Genomic DNA, 16,029 nt, shown 5'->3' with positions numbered 1-16,029 from the left:
GGTTAAATGTCGAGACACATTGAATGCGTCTCACAAAAGAATAAATAGATAAAAATGAAAGAATTAATCAATAACCTGAAAGGAGACAAGGGCATCTGGTCATTCGTGATGTTGCTGGCCCTTATCTCATTCATGCCGGTTTTCAGCGCCAGTACCAATTTGGTATATGTTGTAGGAAAGGGCTCGACTATTGGTTATCTGGTTAAGCACCTGGTGCATATATTCATCGGCTTCGGGCTCATTTATTTTGTGCACAAAGTGCCGTACCATTATTACCGTGGGCTCTCGCAGATTGCACTCCCTGTCGTCGCGTTACTGTTGGTGTACACCTTTTTCCAGGGTACGGTGATAGACGGCGCCAATGCCAGCCGCTGGATAAAAGTGCCATTCATAGGCGTTACATTCCAGACATCGGCGCTGGCCTTCATAGTGCTAATGATCTATGTGGCGCGCTACCTTGCCAAAATGCACGATAAGCCAATTACCTTCAAAGGATCGTTCTTTGAATTATGGGTTCCGGTATTTGTTATACTGGCGTTGATATTGCCAGCCAACTTCTCTACGGCAGCGCTCATCTTTTCGATGGTGTGCATGCTGGTGTTTGTTGGCAGGTACCCGTTAAAATATCTTGGGTTGATCATCGTGATGGGAATAACTATGGTAGCCTTGTTTGTAACGGTAGTAATGACATTTCCAAAAGTAATACCTAACAGCAGGGTTGATACATGGAAAAGCCGTATCGAACGCTTTACGACTGATGCACCCGGTGAAGACGATTACCAGATCGAGAAAGCAAAAATAGCCATAGCTACAGGTGGTATTTACGGGCAGGGCCCGGGTAAGAGCATACAGAAGAACTTCCTGCCGCAATCGTCTTCCGACTTTATCTTCGCCATCATTGTGGAGGAGTACGGATTATTAGGCGGGCTCGCAGTATTGTTTCTGTACCTGATATTGTTTTTCAGGTTCCTGGTTACGGCACACAAAGCACAGACGATGTTTGGCAAGCTTCTGATCGTTGGGCTCGGGTTCCCGATCATCTTCCAGGCGCTCATCAATATGGGTGTTGCGGTAGAGCTGCTTCCGGTAACGGGCCAGACATTGCCCCTGATAAGCAGCGGAGGTAGCTCGATATGGATGACGTGTATTTCCATAGGCATTATTATCAGCGTTACCAGGAAAGAAGAAGAAATAGCGCAGGAGCAGGCGGAGAAAGAAGAGCGTGAGCAAACACTCCAACGCATGATAGACGAACACATACTGAGGGAAAAGCAACGCGAAGAAGCCGAGGCGGCAGGCCTTGCAGAACCCGCAGCCTACTCGATAGAAGATGCATCCTCAAACCCAATGAATGCGGTTTTAGGGAAGTAATTTCAGATTGTAGATTTCAGATTTCAGATTGCCAGTGAGGATGAATAGATTTTAGATTAAAACAAAGAATAGAATAAAATAAACGTACTGATTAGCAATCCCGTCTCCCCCTCCTTCGGAGGGGGCCGGGGGAGGACAAAAGCAATAATAAATAAAAAATGGCAAATCCAAAATTCATACTAAGCGGCGGCGGAACAGGAGGGCACATCTATCCTGCGATCGCTATTGCGGATGAATTAAAGGCACGTTTCCCTGAGAGTGAGATACTTTTTGTGGGTGCGAGTGACAAAATGGAGATGCAGAAAGTGCCTCAGGCAGGCTATACTATAAAAGGCTTATGGATTGCGGGCATACAGCGAAAGCTGACACTTGATAACGCCATGCTCCCTTTGAAAATGATGAGCAGCCTTTGGAAGTCGCGCGGCATTGTGAAAAGCTTTAAGCCGGATGTGGTTATAGGTACAGGCGGGTTTGCCAGCGGGCCGTTGCTGAAAGCCGCATCGGCAGCAGGGATACCAACCGTAATACAGGAACAGAATTCGTACGCGGGCATCACAAATAAGTGGCTTTCGAAAAAGGCAGATAAAATATGCGTGGCCTATGATGGCATGGAGCGTTTCTTCCCGGCATCTAAAATAGTATTTACAGGTAACCCGGTGCGCCAGGACCTTATACATACAGAAGATAACAGGGCAGAGGCAATAAAGAAATACGGCCTTGACCCGCAGAAAAAGACATTGTTGGTATTGGGCGGGAGCCTTGGTTCGATGCGCATCAACCAGTTGATAGCAAAAGAACTAACATGGATCGTGGCGCAGGGCGTGCAGGTGATATGGCAGTGTGGTAAGTTCTATTTTGAGCAATACAGGCACTACGGCGATACCGATAATGTACAGGTGCTTTCGTTCATCGACAGGATGGATATGGCCTATGCGGCAGCCGATATTGTAGTGTCACGCTCCGGTGCATCATCGGTATCAGAGCTTTGCATTGTAGGCAAGCCGGTGATTTTTATCCCGTCGCCCAATGTTGCGGAAGACCACCAGACAAAGAATGCAAAGTCGATTGTTGACAAAGAAGGCGCGCTGATGCTGAAGGAAGTACAGTTGGACACACAATTCCAGCCCGTGTTTGAAGACCTGCTGCGCAATGAAGAAAAACAGCACAGGCTGGGGCAAAATATAAAGAAATTGGCAAAAGTAAATGCCACTAATGATATAGTTGAGGAGATTGTAAAATTATTAAGGCACTGAGGTGCTAAGGTTTTTAGTCACTGAGGAGCGCCTAAGAACCTTAGCCACTAAAGAGCCTAAGAACCTTTAAAAGGAATGGAGCTAAATAAAATACATAACGTCTATTTTGTAGGAATCGGGGGCATCGGGATGAGCGCCCTGGCCCGCTATTTCAAATTCATAGGCAAAAATGTAGCCGGCTATGACCGTACGCCTACACATCTTACCGATGAACTGAAGGCCGAGGGTATCCATATCCATTTTGAAGACAGGCTGGAACTTATTGCGCTTCCGTTTCTTAACAAAGAAAATACCCTGGTAGTGGTAACGCCTGCTGTGCCGAAAGAGCACATGCAGTGGAACTACTTCCTTGAGAATGGTTTTGAAGTGAGAAAACGTGCCGAGGTATTGGGCATTATAACCAAGGACACCTACTGCTTTGCGGTAGCGGGTACCCACGGCAAGACCACCACATCGAGCATACTGGGCCATGTGCTGTATGAAAGCGATGTGGATGTAACTGCCTTTTTGGGCGGAATTGTAGAGAACTACAACAGTAACCTGATAGGCAGTGGCAAAACGGTAACGGTAGTTGAGGCTGATGAGTTCGACCGTTCGTTCCTGCACCTGTATCCGGATATGGCCTGTATCACGTCGATGGATGCCGACCACCTGGATATTTACGGCGATGAAGATGCGATCGTGGCAACCTTCAGGGAATTTGCCGATAAAGTTGAAGATAAAAAGCACCTGTTTGTTACCAAAGGCCTTCCGCTGGAAGGAGTGACAGTAGGCGTGAACGGTGGTGATTTTTCTGCCGAAAATATAAGGATCGAGGATGGCTGGTATGTGTTTGACGTAAAGACACCGACCGAAACGATAAAGGACTTGAAATTTGGACTGCCGGGGCACCATAACCTTACGAACGCATTGCTGGCATTGGCTATGGCGAGTACCTACGGGGTAGCTTCGGAAGCTATTGCAAAAGCGCTGGAAACCTTCAAAGGTGTGAAGCGTAGGTTTTCGTACCAGATAAAAAAACCGGGGCTGGTGTATATAGACGACTATGCCCACCACCCGACGGAAATAAACGCAGTGCACCAGGCGGTGAGCGAGCTGTATCCTGGCAGGAAAGTGCTGGCGGTATTCCAGCCGCACCTCTTCAGCCGCACGCGCGATTTTGCCGATGGGTTTGCCAAAAGCCTGTCGGCGTTTGAGAACATTGTATTGCTGGACATTTATCCGGCAAGGGAGCTGCCCATGGAGGGGATTACCTCACAATGGCTGTTGGAGAAAATGGATAACCCTAATAAAAAGCTGGTAAGCAAAGCCGATTTGATACCGCTGCTTAAAATGTCGGATGCCGAAGTGATCATCACGATAGGCGCCGGCGATATAGGGGAAATGGTACCTGAAATTAAAAAAGTTTTAGATGAAAAAAATTAAGTGGAACGATGTAAGATTAGTGCTGATGCTCGGCGCGGTCATTTTCCTTTTTTCCTTCTCATCAAAGCGGAATGAAAGCAGGAAGCTGAAGAAAGTTGAAATTAAATTTGCTGATACGGAGGCCTTTATAACGCAGGACAAAGTTAATAAGTTGTTGATACAAAATTATGGCAGTGTTACGGGCATTAGGAAAGATAGGTTAGATTTGAATAACGTGGAAAAAAGCCTCGATAAAGATCCTATGATCGATAAAGCAGAGGTTTTTGCCACCGTGGATGGCAGGCTCGAGGCTGTAGTAAGGCAGCGCAGGCCCATCGCCAGGATATATAAAGGGGGGAATTCTTATTACATAGATGACAAAGGGCGCACTATGCCGCTATCTGACAACTACACTGCGAGGGTTCCGCTTGTAACGGGCGAGATCGACAGTACGGAGAAGGACAAGCTGCACAAGCTGCTGAAGTATATCAATGATGATGATTTTTTGAAAAAGAATATCATCGGTATTGAGGTGTACCCAACCGGCGGGCTGAGGATGCTAAGCAGGAACTATGATTTTGACATCGTGTTCGGGAGGCCTATAAATATTGAAAAAAAGTTTAATAACTATAAGGCATTCCTTCAGGATGCAGTTAGGGATACATTGATTGAAAATTACAAAACAATAAACCTGAAATTTACACAACAGGTTGTGTGCACCAAAAAATAGATTTATGGAAAAAGACAACATTGCAGTAGGCTTAGACATCGGGACGACAAAGATCGTGGCAATGATAGGCAGGAAAAACGAGTATGGGAAACTGGAGATACTTGGTGTGGGGAAGTCCAAAAGCCTTGGTGTGGCCAGAGGAGTTGTTAATAACATAACGCAAACTATCCAGTCGATACAGCAGGCCGTTCAGGAAGCTGAGGCCGACTCCGGATACAAGATCAACGATGTGGTGGTGGGTATCGCCGGCCAGCACATTCGCAGCATTCAGCACAGCGACTACATTTCCAGGAACAATCCGGAAGAAGTGATAGGCGATGCCGACATCGATATGCTGATCAACCAGGTGCACAAACTGGCCATGCTTCCGGGAGAGGAGATTATCCATGTATTGCCGCAGGAATTTAAGATCGATGGCCAGAGCGAGATAAAAGAACCTATCGGTATGTATGGCGGCAGGCTGGAAAGCAGCTTCCATGTGGTGGTAGGGCAGGCTTCGTCCATACGCAACGTAGGCCGCTGCATCAAGAGCTCCGGGCTTGACCTTTCGGGGCTTACCCTTGAGCCATTGGCTTCTGCGGATGCGGTATTGAGCCAGGAAGAGAAAGAAGCAGGGGTGGCACTTATCGACATAGGAGGCGGCACGACCGACCTTGCCATATTTAAAGACGGCATCATCCGCCATACGGCAGTGATACCTTTCGGCGGCAATGTGATTACAGAAGACATCAAGGAAGGATGCTCTATCATAGAAAAGCAGGCAGAACTGCTGAAAACCAAATTCGGTTCGGCATGGCCAGGCGAGAATAAGGACAACGAGATCGTTTCGATCCCGGGCCTTCGCGGGCGTGAGCCGAAAGAGATTTCGCTTAAGAACCTTTCAAAGATCATCCATGCCCGCGTGGTAGAAATCATCGAGCAGGTATTTGGCGAGATAAAAGCCTACGGCCATGAAGACCCGCGCAAGAAGCTGATAGCAGGAATTGTGCTTACGGGCGGCGGCGCACAGCTGCAGCACATCAAGCAGCTGGTAGAATACATTACCGGTATGGATACCCGCATTGGCTACCCTAACGAGCATCTGGCAGGCAACAGCGATGAGGAAATATCAAGCCCGCTATATGCCACTGCAGTAGGGTTGGTTATGAACAGCCTTCGCAATAATACCTACAGCGCAACGCCATTGGTAGAATTGCAGAAACCTGTGGAGCAGCCGGCGCCGCCAAGGCCGCAGCCGGTCATCAACACTGTAATAGCGCCCGAACCGGTACAGGAATCGGAAGAGCTTGAAACAGTAACCGTAAGCGCTCCGGTGAATAACGCGCAGGAAACCACAGAGAAAAAGGTAAAGAGGTCGTTTTTCGACAAGTATATAGACAAGATCAAAGATTTTTTAGATAACGCAGAATAAAAACCCGATGGATATGATGAACACAGAATTTGGAAGCATTTCGTTTGATTTACCAAAGAATCAATCGAACGTGATCAAGGTAATTGGTGTTGGCGGCGGCGGAAGCAACGCGATAAACCACATGTTTAAGCAGGGGATTAAAGGTGTTGATTTTATTGTGTGCAATACAGATTCGCAGGCATTGCAAAACAGCCCTGTCCCGAATAAGATACAGCTGGGCGTAGGCCTTACCGAAGGCCTGGGTGCGGGCGCTAATCCTGAGGTAGGACAGCAGTCGGCATTGGAAAGCATAGACGATATCGAAAAGATGCTGGACACCAATACCAAGATGATCTTCATAACAGCGGGTATGGGCGGCGGTACCGGTACGGGTGCTGCTCCTGTAATTGCACAGCTTGCCAAGGAAAGGGATATCCTCACCGTAGGTATTGTTACCATACCATTCCAGTTTGAAGGTAAGGTAAGGTCGGACCAGGCTCTTGCGGGTGTGGAGAGGCTGCGCAAGCAGGTAGACTCGCTTATTGTAATAAACAATAACAAGCTGCGTGAAGTATATGGCAACCTTGGCTTCAAGGCCGGGTTCTCTAAAGCGGACGAAGTGTTGGCAACAGCCTCGAGGGGTATTGCTGAAGTTATAACGCATCACTACACCCAGAACATCGACTTAAAAGATGCCAAGACGGTACTGTCTAACAGCGGTACGGCTATCATGGGATCGGCTATTGCATCAGGTGATAACCGTGCGAAAGACGCGATCGTCGATGCGCTGGACTCGCCGCTATTGAACGACAACAAAATAACAGGCGCGAAAAACGTACTGTTGCTTATCGTTTCGGGTACGAGCGAGATTACCATTGACGAAATAGGTGAGATCAACGACCACATACAGGCAGAAGCCGGCTACAACGCCAACATCATCATGGGTGTGGGCGAAGACGAGTCGCTTGGCGATGCCGTTGCCGTTACCATTATAGCGACCGGCTTTAATGTAGAGCAGCAGAATGAGATCGTGAATACCGAGCCTAAAAAGATAATCCACGCACTGGAAGAAGACCAGAAGCTGGTGCGCGACCTTACGCAAAGGCCTATTGTACCTTCATTTGACTTTTCGGCGCCTGTTGCCGAAACGCCAAAGCCGGAGGCAATCGCAGCGCCTGTTGTTGAAGAAAAAATAGTATTTGCGCTTGAGGAGGAAGTAATTGAGGAAAAAAAGCCAATAGCTGAAGTTGTTGAAACGCCTGTTGCCGAAACGCCTGCGTTCCCATCTTCAGATTACATCAATAACCTTGACGTGTTTTTTGAGATTGTATCGCCTGCCAAAGCGCCGGTGCAGCAGTTCGCGATAAAAGATGTAAGGGAAATTGAGGTGAGGGAGCCTGAATTTGTGATCGTGGAGAAAGAAGAGGAGCAATTCACTTTTTCATTCGACCTTTCGGTAGATAACGTAAAAAAAGAAGAAAAGCTTTTATTCAGCCTTACCGATGAGACACGCGCTATTAAGGTGAATGAGCCGGTGCAGGTAGTGCCGATCACCGAGCTTAACGAAACAGGCATCGTGCGCTATTCGCTGGAAGACTACCTTGAAAAGGAAGCGGAGCTTATAGAGTCTAAGCCTGCAGCGAAAGTAGCGGAGCCGATAGCCCCGGAGCTGGACCTGACTATTAAAAAGACAGAACAGCCGGAGCCTTCAAGGTTTGCTGCATCGCATGAAGACATCTCCCCTGTGGAAATGACCATTGAAGAGACGCTTCGCCTGAGGGCAGAGGAGAGAAGGAAAAAGATGAAGGAATTCAACTATAAGTTCCACAACAGCTCTTCGAGGATTGATGAATTTGAAAAAGAACCTGCATACAAAAGGATGGGTATCGACCTGAACGATTCCCGTACAGACAATAGCAAATCCCGTTTGTCATTAGGCACGGACAGTAACGACGACCTTCAGTTGCGTTCCAACAATTCGTTCCTGCATGACAATGTGGATTAAACTAACCCAAATGTGACCTTAACCCGAAAATAGCTAATATTTTCGGGTTATTTTTTTTATCTTCGCAGGCACATTTTAAAAACCCTGTACTATGAGTTTACAGACCCAGATCATGGACGAGATGAAAACCGCCATGAAAGCTAAAGACACCGTAGCCCTTGAATCGCTTCGCGCTATCAAGTCGGCCATACTGCTGGCACAAACCGAAAGCGGTGCCAAAGAAGAGATATCGCAGGAAGAAGAGATAAAGTTGCTGCAAAAGCTGGTAAAACAGCGTAAGGACAGCGCCAGTATATACATCCAGCAGGGCCGCCAGGACCTTGCCGACCCGGAACTGGCACAGGTTGCCGTGATTGAGAAATTTCTCCCTGCACAAATGAGCGCAGAAGAAGTAGAAGCCATAGTAAGAAAGATTATTGCCGATAACGGATTTTCAGGAATTGCCGATATGGGCAAAGTAATGGGCATTGCCTCCAAAGAGCTTGCAGGCCAGGCCGACGGTAAAGCGATATCGGAAGCGGTAAAGAAAGCGCTGGCTTAAGACTATAGATTGTTGGATGTTAGACAACAGGACTGTCTGAACGTAAAGTCTTGCAGTCTAAAAATCTAAGATCCAATAATCTCAAAAAAGGCCTCATAGTTCAATGGATAGAATTTCAGATTCCGGTTCTGAAGATTTGGGTTCGAATCCCGATGAGGTCACGAATAAATTAAACAGGAGCGAAAAAATGCAAAGCTTGCTTTAGCATTTTTTCGCTCCTGTTTAATTTTCAAAGCGGAGCTTTACGGGATGGCCGCAGGCACTCCCGTTTCGTGATTAACGCGAATAGGTAAGCTTGCTTTAGCGTTTTTCTCTCCTGTTTCATTTTCAAAGCGGAGCTTTGCGGGATGGCCGCAGTCAATCCCGATTCGTGGTTAACGCGAATATGTAAGCTTGCTAAGTTTTTTCGTTCCCGTTTCATTTTCAAAGCGGAACTTTGCGGGATGGCCGCAGGCACTCCATATGAAGTCTCTTTTTTTATGCAAGTAAAACACCAAAAAAACACTGCATCTGCTGATCTTTTTTAATTTATAAGAAATAGCTGACGGTTCATTTCGACGTAGCTTCATTGACTGAAAAAGGCAGTAAAAACCGTGAGATAGCAACTCCATTTTGCTTGAAAAAATAGGTTACAACAATTAATGTTTGTAAATTGCTATTATAAAATCTGCCAACGTTAATCATGCCTATGCCAGCTTTAATCATTACTTATACAGCGCTTATCACTCTGATAGCAGGCTGGTACATCAGGAAGTATAAAAGAAAAAAAAGGAAGCTCGATTTAACGATCAACCGTATTAACGAAGCGGTTATTTCGTTGGATACGAAGGGGAGGTATACATTTTTAAATGATTCTGCCCTTGCCACCCATGTACTGGGCCGTGAAAAAACCTTGGGCCGGGTGATTTGGGATATGCATCCGGAAACTGTAGGGACCGACTTTTGGCATCTGTGTAACCAAGCCACGGCATCGGGCCTGCCGGCTGAGGCTGAAAATTATTACGCCGCGATCGATAAATGGTTTTCTGTTAAAATTTATCCCTCTGATACAGGCCTTACCATTTTTTACCAGGATATAACAGAAAGTAAAAAAATCGGGATAGCTTTTGCGAAAAGCGAAGAAAAATACCGTACCCTGTTTTATAAAAGCCCGCTGCCTTCCTGGCTTTACGATCTGGAGACCTTGTGCTTTGTTGATGTAAATGAAGCCGCTGTAAAACATTACGGCTATACCCGTGACGAATTTCTTTCTATGAGCATAAAAGATATCAGGCCCCGGGAAGATATACCGGCGCTGCTGGAAGATATAGCGCAGGTAAAGAGCGATACGGACACCTCAAGGTATAGCAGTTGGAGGCACAAAAAGAAAAATGGTGAAATTCTGGTGGTGGAGACGACGGCGCACTCCTTTAGCCAGGACGGGAAACATCTAAGAATTGTTACTGTCAATGATATTACCCAAAAGATGATAATGGAGCAGAAGCTCCTTGATAATCAGGCAAAGCTTACTGAAGCCCAGGCAATGGGACGCATAGGTTATTGGGATATCGACCTGAAGGCGAACATACATATCTGGTCTGACGAATTATATAAAATATTAGGATTTGATATGACGGAGGTAATGCCGTCTACAGCACAGTTCCTTTCACTGCTTCATCCTGAGGATAAAAAACGGGCTGAAGTCATCATACATAATACTTTGAACCACTCTGTAGAATCAAAAATCGATTTTAGGTTTATTACTGCTGCAGGAGAAAATCGATTCGGATCTATGGAGTGGCGCTTTGCTTACAATGAAAATAAAGTCCCCATCAGGCTATTTGGGATTTTACAGGATATAACGGAGCGAAAGAAAGCGGAAGAAAGTTCCAGGCTTCTTGCATTGAAGATCAAAGAGCAAAAAATACAGGCACAAAGAAAGATTTCGAAGGCTATTATAAAGGCACAGGAACAGCATAAAAATTATGTCGCGCAGGAATTGCATGACAATATCAACCAAATACTCTTCGGGGCACGATTTCACCTTGGCATAGCAGGCAGGAAGTGCGAAGAAACTAAAGAATTGGTTAAAGACTCAATAGACCTGGTAAACAAGGCGATGAAAGAAATTCATTTGTTGTGTGAAAATCTGGTAACGCCTTTAAAAGATATTGATCTGTATGAGATTGTTAATGAACTGATTCATAAGTCTGCAGCCAGTACGGACATTCCTTTACACATGGATTTTTGTTATGAAATTCCCTGTGAGTTTTCAGACGACCTGAAATTAAACATATACCGTATCGTTCAGGAGCAGCTGCACAATATCCGTAAGCATGCCCAAGCGAAAAACGTGAAGATAAGTTTAGCCTTAAAAGAAAATAGTATCTGTATTATTGTAGAAGATGACGGAAAGGGATTTGATGTAAAACAAAAACGAAAAGGGCTTGGCATATCAAATATCACGCACAGGGTAGAGGCATTTAACGGGAGTATAACAATACAAAGCAATCCGGGTGCGGGATGCAAAACAGAAGTCATGATACCTTTAAAGGTCGATAATAAAGCGCAACTTTATGCAAGAGCTTCAGGCGATAATGGTTGATAATATTGGATCGCATAATCATCTTGGGATTAAATCAATTTGTCCCGATATCCCCTCCCGATTGTCTTCTATACCCATTTGCATAAAAACTTTTACAATCTACTTTTGATCCATTAATTGTAATAAACAACAAAACACAATGAGAAAGATTATTTCATTCATGCACATATCGCTTGACGGTTTTGTAGCCGGGCCGAACGGCGAAATGAACTGGATCAGGGTAGACCAGGAGATATTTGACCATGTCGAAAAGCGTATAGGCGGGGGTGATACTGCCTTATACGGTCGGGTGACCTTTGATATGATGGAAAGCTACTGGCCTACCGCAGCCGACAGTCCTACCGCAAGCAAGCACGATATTGTGCATTCGAAGTGGTACAGCGAAGTACACAAAGTCGTGCTTTCAAAAACGCTCGAAGGCACGAATCTGCCCAACACGACCATCATAAGCGACAACATTGCCGATAAGATAAATGCCATAAGAGAACAGGAGGGCAGCGATATCCTACTTTTCGGAAGCCCGACCGCGACACATTCGCTAATCCAGCTGGGATTGATAGATGGCTACTGGCTCTTTGTGAATCCGGTCATCCTTGGTGAAGGCATTCCGTTGTTTACAGGCATAAAAGACAAAATAAAGCTGGACCTGGTAAATACTAAACAATTCACTTCCGGGGTGACGGAACTGGATTATGTTGTAGCGAAGCAGTAACACGGTGTTCTGCTAATAGTAAATGGAGAAAGGAACTATCAGGTTCCTTTCTCCATTTTTGAAAAAAATCGGTTATACTTAAATTCTGATTTGGGAATCACAGCCTGCCTGTCAAAAAGTCCGTACAAAACATAACCCTACCTGCTTGCCGTCATACGAAGGGACGAGAACAGAAGTTGATTTGCTTTCTTTCGACCCGAATAGTGTACGCTTTACAATAGGGTTTATCCAGTAAGCGATCTTGGTGCTCAGTATACCTATGCCTGCGCCGGCCGCCACATCGGTAAGCCAGTGCCTGTTGTTGTATATCCTGAATATCCCTGTGCCCGTAGCAACCGCATATCCCGCTATACCGTACCAAACGGATTGATCCTTATATTCCTGCCATAAGAACTCTGCCCCTGCAAAAGCTGTTGCCGTATGCCCTGATGGGAAAGAATTGTTGGAACTCCCATCCGGCCTTTCGATTTTGGTAAGTGATTTTAAACCTAAAACGGTGCCCGACATGATAGCATAGGAAGTTAGCAATATCACCGACCTGTCCTTAAAGTTATGCTTTGCCTTTACGCCGAAAGCATCCAGTGCGTAGACCGAAACTGCGGGAGCCCACTGCGAAAAGTCATCAATCGAAATTTTTTCATCAATGTCTTCTTTCACTTCATCACGTATCTGGAGGTTCCAGGTTTTAAGCTGGTCGCTTTCAATCCCTATTACCCCATACCCAATGAGCGCCGCAGGGATAAGTAATTGTTTATAGTGGAATTTATACCTGCTCACGGTATCAACCGTAATACTGTCCTGCTCTGTAACTGTCTGTGCTGTTGCAGGAAAAGAAGCAATGCTTAAAAAGCACCAAAACACTAACTTTTTCATAACTATATAATAAGGATTAGCGTAGTGTTAGTGCATGGCCCGATGGGTTTTTAAGTTTATTTTAAGTAAAAGTATCGTTTAATTCTGAATTTATTCTGAATTCATTAAGTCTCTAAAAATTTAATTTAACCACATAGAGGCATAGGTGTCATAGTGATTAACATTGCCGAGAAAACATATTTACACATAGTGAAGCGAAGCTTCATGCTTTATGTCACTTTAATGAAGTTTTGTATTCACTTTTTAAGCTATGTGCCTATGTGGTTAAAATATTTCCTTTTTGGAATTTAAACAATATTCAATAGTATAGCCCCTGGTTATCGGGTAAGCACTTTTAAAGCATTTTCCAAAACCCCAATAGTAAAAGTGTTGGTTTTTAATTGACGGTATTCCCCGTCTATCTGTACATCGGTAAATATGTTTTCAGGCATTTGGATGTTTACATCGCGCACTAAGGCATGTTTTGCTTTTTTGAATTTTTCAACTTTATTGCGAAGCACATAGTACCCCAGCAACAGTTTGCCGAAGAAGGAAAGTTCGGGAACAATGACAAGGTCCAGCCAGCCGTCGCTAAGGCTTGCTTTGGGTGTAAGGCTCATATTGTAGCCCATTTCATTAGAGTTGGAAATGAACAGCAGGAAAGGCTTTACTTTAAAGGTTCCGTTATTATAGGAAACAGAAGTGATGGCAGGCTTGTAGCTGAAGCTGGCACGCAAGGATGCTTTTATATAAGACAGCAGGGTGCGTTTACCGGAGTGTTCATAATTTCGAATGATCGCGGCATCGATGCCGAGCCCTGTATTGCTGAAAAAATATTGCCCGTTTATAGTACCTGAATCAATAGTCGAAGTTTTTCCGTCACGGATGATTTCCATGGCGGTTTTATAGTCGCGAGGTATCTGGAGGTTAGATGCCAGCCCATTCCCCGAGCCTACCGGTATAATGCCAAGCTTTGCATTGGTATTGATCAGGCAGGAAGCCACTTCGTTGATAGTGCCATCGCCGCCACAGGCCACTACATAGTCGGCATTCAGTATAACTGCTGCCTTAGCGAGCTCTATAGCGTGCCCTTTATGCTGCGTAGGGTAAACCTCGATCCGGAATTTGTCTTCAGGGAAAAAGCTTTTGATGTAGCTTTCCGTCAGGCCATGCGTCCCTTTCCCCGAAATAGGGTTCACTATAAAGTGGATGTAAGTCATTACTTTAAAAGCTTATTCGTGAAAAGATAGTCGGCAGTCTGGTACCATGATATCGCTTCGTCCAGAAAGCTTCTATCCATAGGCAGCGGTTTCAGGCTGTTGTCCTTTTTATTCCAGGTGTAAAAAGCCTGTTTCTTCTGGTCAGACAATACCATCACTTTTTCCTGCTTCATCAGGACGAGCTTCCTGTAAGTTCCCATCAAAGACCTTTCTTCATAATTGCTGCCCAGTACATTTTTCCCAAAGAAATCAGACTCATAATTCCAGTGCATCAGTGAGAACAGGGTAGGGAACAAGTCTATTTGTGAGCATTGTTGTGCAATTTTTTTGTTGTCACTTTCCGGCAGGTTCACAATAAAGGCCGGGATGTGGTAATTGGCCACGTCAATCTCGTCTTTACCTGCACTGCTGGCGCAATGGTCGGCAATTATAACGAACACTGTGTTTTTATACCACGGCTTTGTTTTTGCTTTTTGGAATAGGTCCCTCAGTGCATAGTCGGTATATTTTACCGCACCCTGGCGGCTCGTGCCCGATGGGATGTCTATCTTTCCTTCCGGATAGCTGTACGGCCTGTGGTTGGAAGTTGTCATTACAAAATTAAAGAACGGCAGTTTGTCTTTGTACTGCCGGTCGGCCACCTTAAGCATTTTGTTGAAGATGTCCTCATCGCATATTCCCCATGCGTTTTCAAAAGTAACCTCGTTGTCGTCAATGTTGTTGCGGGTAGTTTTTATCTTGTCGCTCAGTACGCTACCACGGCCGCGGTCGTATATGGTAAAGCCATTGCCCCCGAAATATGCGTTCATGTTGTCAAAATAACCATCACCGCCATAAAAGAAATTGCTGTCGTAACCCCTGGCCTTAAATACGCTGTTAACTGTATATAGGTTGGCGTTCTCCGGCCTTTTTACGATGCTTTGTCCCGGTGTTGGCGGTATGCAGAGTGTTACGGCTTCCATGCCTCTTACGGTGCGTGTGCCCGTAGCATACAGGTTTTCAAAGAACACGCTTTTTTGCGCCAGGCTGTCCAGGAACGGTGTGATGTGTTCCTGGTTGCCAAATTCTTTCATAAAGCTGCCACTAAGACTTTCTACAAGTATGAAGACTACATTTTTCTTTTCCCCTGATGGGAGGCTGTCAGTAATAGTCCTGTGTATCGAGAAGCCTCCACCTGTAAATTCGGATTCAGAACCAACCAACTTACTCCGTACAATGGTGAAGGCCTTATTATTATCTATCGAGGTATAAAACTCGTTATATTTCATCTGGTTATTCCTGAAGGCTGCAAAGAAGGCGTACACGCCATTCTTGGATATTTCAGAGTTATAGCGGTTAGACGACCACTCCGCGCTATTATTGGTTACAAATGCGGTATATACCAGGGCTATCATCACCCCGCCTGCAAGCAGTACCGCCCTTTGCGCCAACGAAGCGCGGTGCGTAAAGGTTTTGCTGAAAGCCCTTCTTTTATAGAAAAGGAAAAGCATGGCAGCCGTTATTATTGTGACACCACCTACCAGCAACGGCAGAGGGTACGATTGGTTGATATTAGCTACCACCTCATGCGTATAGATGAGGTAATCTACCGCTATGAAATTGAAACGGGTCTTGAATTCATCCCAAAAGGTAAGCTCCGCAAAAAAGGTAAATACCAGTATAAAGATGGTAAGGCTCGTAAAAAACCACACCAGCGCCTTGTCTGCCCACAAACCTATCCAGCGATTGGGCAGCAGCACATAGTACAATATAGCCGGAAGGCAGATATAGGTTACAGCGCCTATGTCAAACATCAGCCCCGTGAGCAACGTCCTCAGCAGGTTGATGATGTTCCACGAAACTTCATCATATTGCCATATAAAAAAGCACAGGCGCAACAGCTGCGATACAATTAGGAACCAGGCAATAAAGCTGAATAACAGTGCAAACCTTCCCGGTAAATGAATCTTCCTGAACATAGATTGGTT

At 45.4% G+C, this 16,029-nt stretch carries 12 protein-coding genes and 1 tRNA gene; 10 read left to right on the top strand and 3 right to left on the bottom strand.

Translation table 11 applies throughout. From position 1 onward, the window contains the following. The first annotated feature begins 54 nt into the window (after positions 1-54). From HYN59_RS01915 to HYN59_RS01865, 10 genes are all read left to right on the top strand, one after another. Positions 55-1,371, top strand: coding sequence for an FtsW/RodA/SpoVE family cell cycle protein (locus HYN59_RS01915; RefSeq protein WP_108776651.1), 1,317 nt, complete (start codon positions 55-57; stop codon positions 1,369-1,371). Positions 1,372-1,529: 158 nt separating this feature from the next. After that, on the top strand, positions 1,530-2,624 hold the full coding sequence (gene murG, locus HYN59_RS01910) for an undecaprenyldiphospho-muramoylpentapeptide beta-N-acetylglucosaminyltransferase (protein ID WP_108776650.1): 1,095 nt from the start codon (positions 1,530-1,532) through the stop codon (positions 2,622-2,624). Positions 2,625-2,699: 75 nt separating this feature from the next. Beyond that, positions 2,700-4,049: a UDP-N-acetylmuramate--L-alanine ligase gene (murC, locus tag HYN59_RS01905; RefSeq protein ID WP_108776649.1), complete on the top strand. Its 1,350-nt coding sequence runs from the start codon at positions 2,700-2,702 to the stop codon at positions 4,047-4,049. Beyond that, positions 4,036-4,758, top strand: a complete 723-nt coding sequence (locus HYN59_RS01900) for a cell division protein FtsQ/DivIB (RefSeq protein ID WP_108776648.1) — start codon at positions 4,036-4,038, stop codon at positions 4,756-4,758. The genes murC and HYN59_RS01900 overlap by 14 nt, the downstream gene beginning before the upstream one ends. A 4-nt stretch (positions 4,759-4,762) precedes the next feature. Continuing rightward, positions 4,763-6,169: a cell division protein FtsA gene (gene ftsA, locus HYN59_RS01895; protein WP_108776647.1), complete on the top strand. Its 1,407-nt coding sequence runs from the start codon at positions 4,763-4,765 to the stop codon at positions 6,167-6,169. A 13-nt stretch (positions 6,170-6,182) separates the two neighbouring features. After that, positions 6,183-8,153, top strand: a complete 1,971-nt coding sequence (gene ftsZ / locus HYN59_RS01890) for a cell division protein FtsZ (protein WP_181369490.1) — start codon at positions 6,183-6,185, stop codon at positions 8,151-8,153. Between the two features lie 91 nt (positions 8,154-8,244). Further along, entirely contained in the window at positions 8,245-8,694 is a 450-nt protein-coding gene (locus tag HYN59_RS01885) for a GatB/YqeY domain-containing protein (protein WP_108776645.1), read from the top strand. Positions 8,695-8,783: 89 nt separating this feature from the next. Then, positions 8,784-8,855: transfer RNA gene (locus tag HYN59_RS01880), tRNA-Arg, on the top strand. Between the two features lie 527 nt (positions 8,856-9,382). Then, positions 9,383-11,278, top strand: a complete 1,896-nt coding sequence (locus HYN59_RS01870) for a sensor histidine kinase (RefSeq protein ID WP_181369489.1) — start codon at positions 9,383-9,385, stop codon at positions 11,276-11,278. Between the two features lie 139 nt (positions 11,279-11,417). Beyond that, entirely contained in the window at positions 11,418-11,990 is a 573-nt protein-coding gene (locus tag HYN59_RS01865) for a dihydrofolate reductase family protein (RefSeq protein WP_108776642.1), read from the top strand. Positions 11,991-12,101: 111 nt separating this feature from the next. Here the strand turns inward: HYN59_RS01865 and HYN59_RS01860 are convergent, their stop codons facing one another. The 3 genes from HYN59_RS01860 to HYN59_RS01850 form a co-directional block, all read right to left on the bottom strand. After that, positions 12,102-12,863, bottom strand: a complete 762-nt coding sequence (locus HYN59_RS01860) for a phosphatase PAP2 family protein (protein ID WP_108776641.1) — start codon at positions 12,861-12,863, stop codon at positions 12,102-12,104. Between the two features lie 317 nt (positions 12,864-13,180). Continuing rightward, positions 13,181-14,062, bottom strand: coding sequence for a diacylglycerol/lipid kinase family protein (locus HYN59_RS01855; RefSeq protein WP_108776640.1), 882 nt, complete (start codon positions 14,060-14,062; stop codon positions 13,181-13,183). Next, on the bottom strand, positions 14,062-16,020 hold the full coding sequence (locus HYN59_RS01850) for an LTA synthase family protein (protein ID WP_108776639.1): 1,959 nt from the start codon (positions 16,018-16,020) through the stop codon (positions 14,062-14,064). The genes HYN59_RS01855 and HYN59_RS01850 overlap by 1 nt, the downstream gene beginning before the upstream one ends. Positions 16,021-16,029: the final 9 nt, after the last annotated feature.

The sequence above is a fragment of the Flavobacterium album genome, from assembly GCF_003096035.1.
GTDB lineage: Bacteria > Bacteroidota > Bacteroidia > Flavobacteriales > Flavobacteriaceae > Flavobacterium > Flavobacterium album.
The sequence above is the reverse complement of the archived record's forward strand: the minus strand, read 5'-3'. Positions and strand labels throughout refer to the sequence as shown.

Excerpts from the sequence above, each read along its gene's own strand:
- HYN59_RS01870 (WP_181369489.1), top strand. The coding sequence starts at position 9,383 with ATGCCAGCTTTAATCATTACTTATACAGCGCTTATCACTCTGATAGCA.
- HYN59_RS01865 (WP_108776642.1), top strand. The coding sequence starts at position 11,418 with ATGAGAAAGATTATTTCATTCATGCACATATCGCTTGACGGTTTTGTA.
- ftsZ (WP_181369490.1), top strand. The coding sequence starts at position 6,183 with ATGATGAACACAGAATTTGGAAGCATTTCGTTTGATTTACCAAAGAAT.
- HYN59_RS01885 (WP_108776645.1), top strand. The coding sequence starts at position 8,245 with ATGAGTTTACAGACCCAGATCATGGACGAGATGAAAACCGCCATGAAA.
- HYN59_RS01860 (WP_108776641.1), bottom strand. The coding sequence starts at position 12,863 with ATGAAAAAGTTAGTGTTTTGGTGCTTTTTAAGCATTGCTTCTTTTCCT.
- murC (WP_108776649.1), top strand. The coding sequence starts at position 2,700 with ATGGAGCTAAATAAAATACATAACGTCTATTTTGTAGGAATCGGGGGC.
- ftsA (WP_108776647.1), top strand. The coding sequence starts at position 4,763 with ATGGAAAAAGACAACATTGCAGTAGGCTTAGACATCGGGACGACAAAG.
- HYN59_RS01915 (WP_108776651.1), top strand. The coding sequence starts at position 55 with ATGAAAGAATTAATCAATAACCTGAAAGGAGACAAGGGCATCTGGTCA.
- HYN59_RS01855 (WP_108776640.1), bottom strand. The coding sequence starts at position 14,062 with ATGACTTACATCCACTTTATAGTGAACCCTATTTCGGGGAAAGGGACG.
- HYN59_RS01900 (WP_108776648.1), top strand. The coding sequence starts at position 4,036 with ATGAAAAAAATTAAGTGGAACGATGTAAGATTAGTGCTGATGCTCGGC.
- murG (WP_108776650.1), top strand. The coding sequence starts at position 1,530 with ATGGCAAATCCAAAATTCATACTAAGCGGCGGCGGAACAGGAGGGCAC.
- HYN59_RS01850 (WP_108776639.1), bottom strand. The coding sequence starts at position 16,020 with ATGTTCAGGAAGATTCATTTACCGGGAAGGTTTGCACTGTTATTCAGC.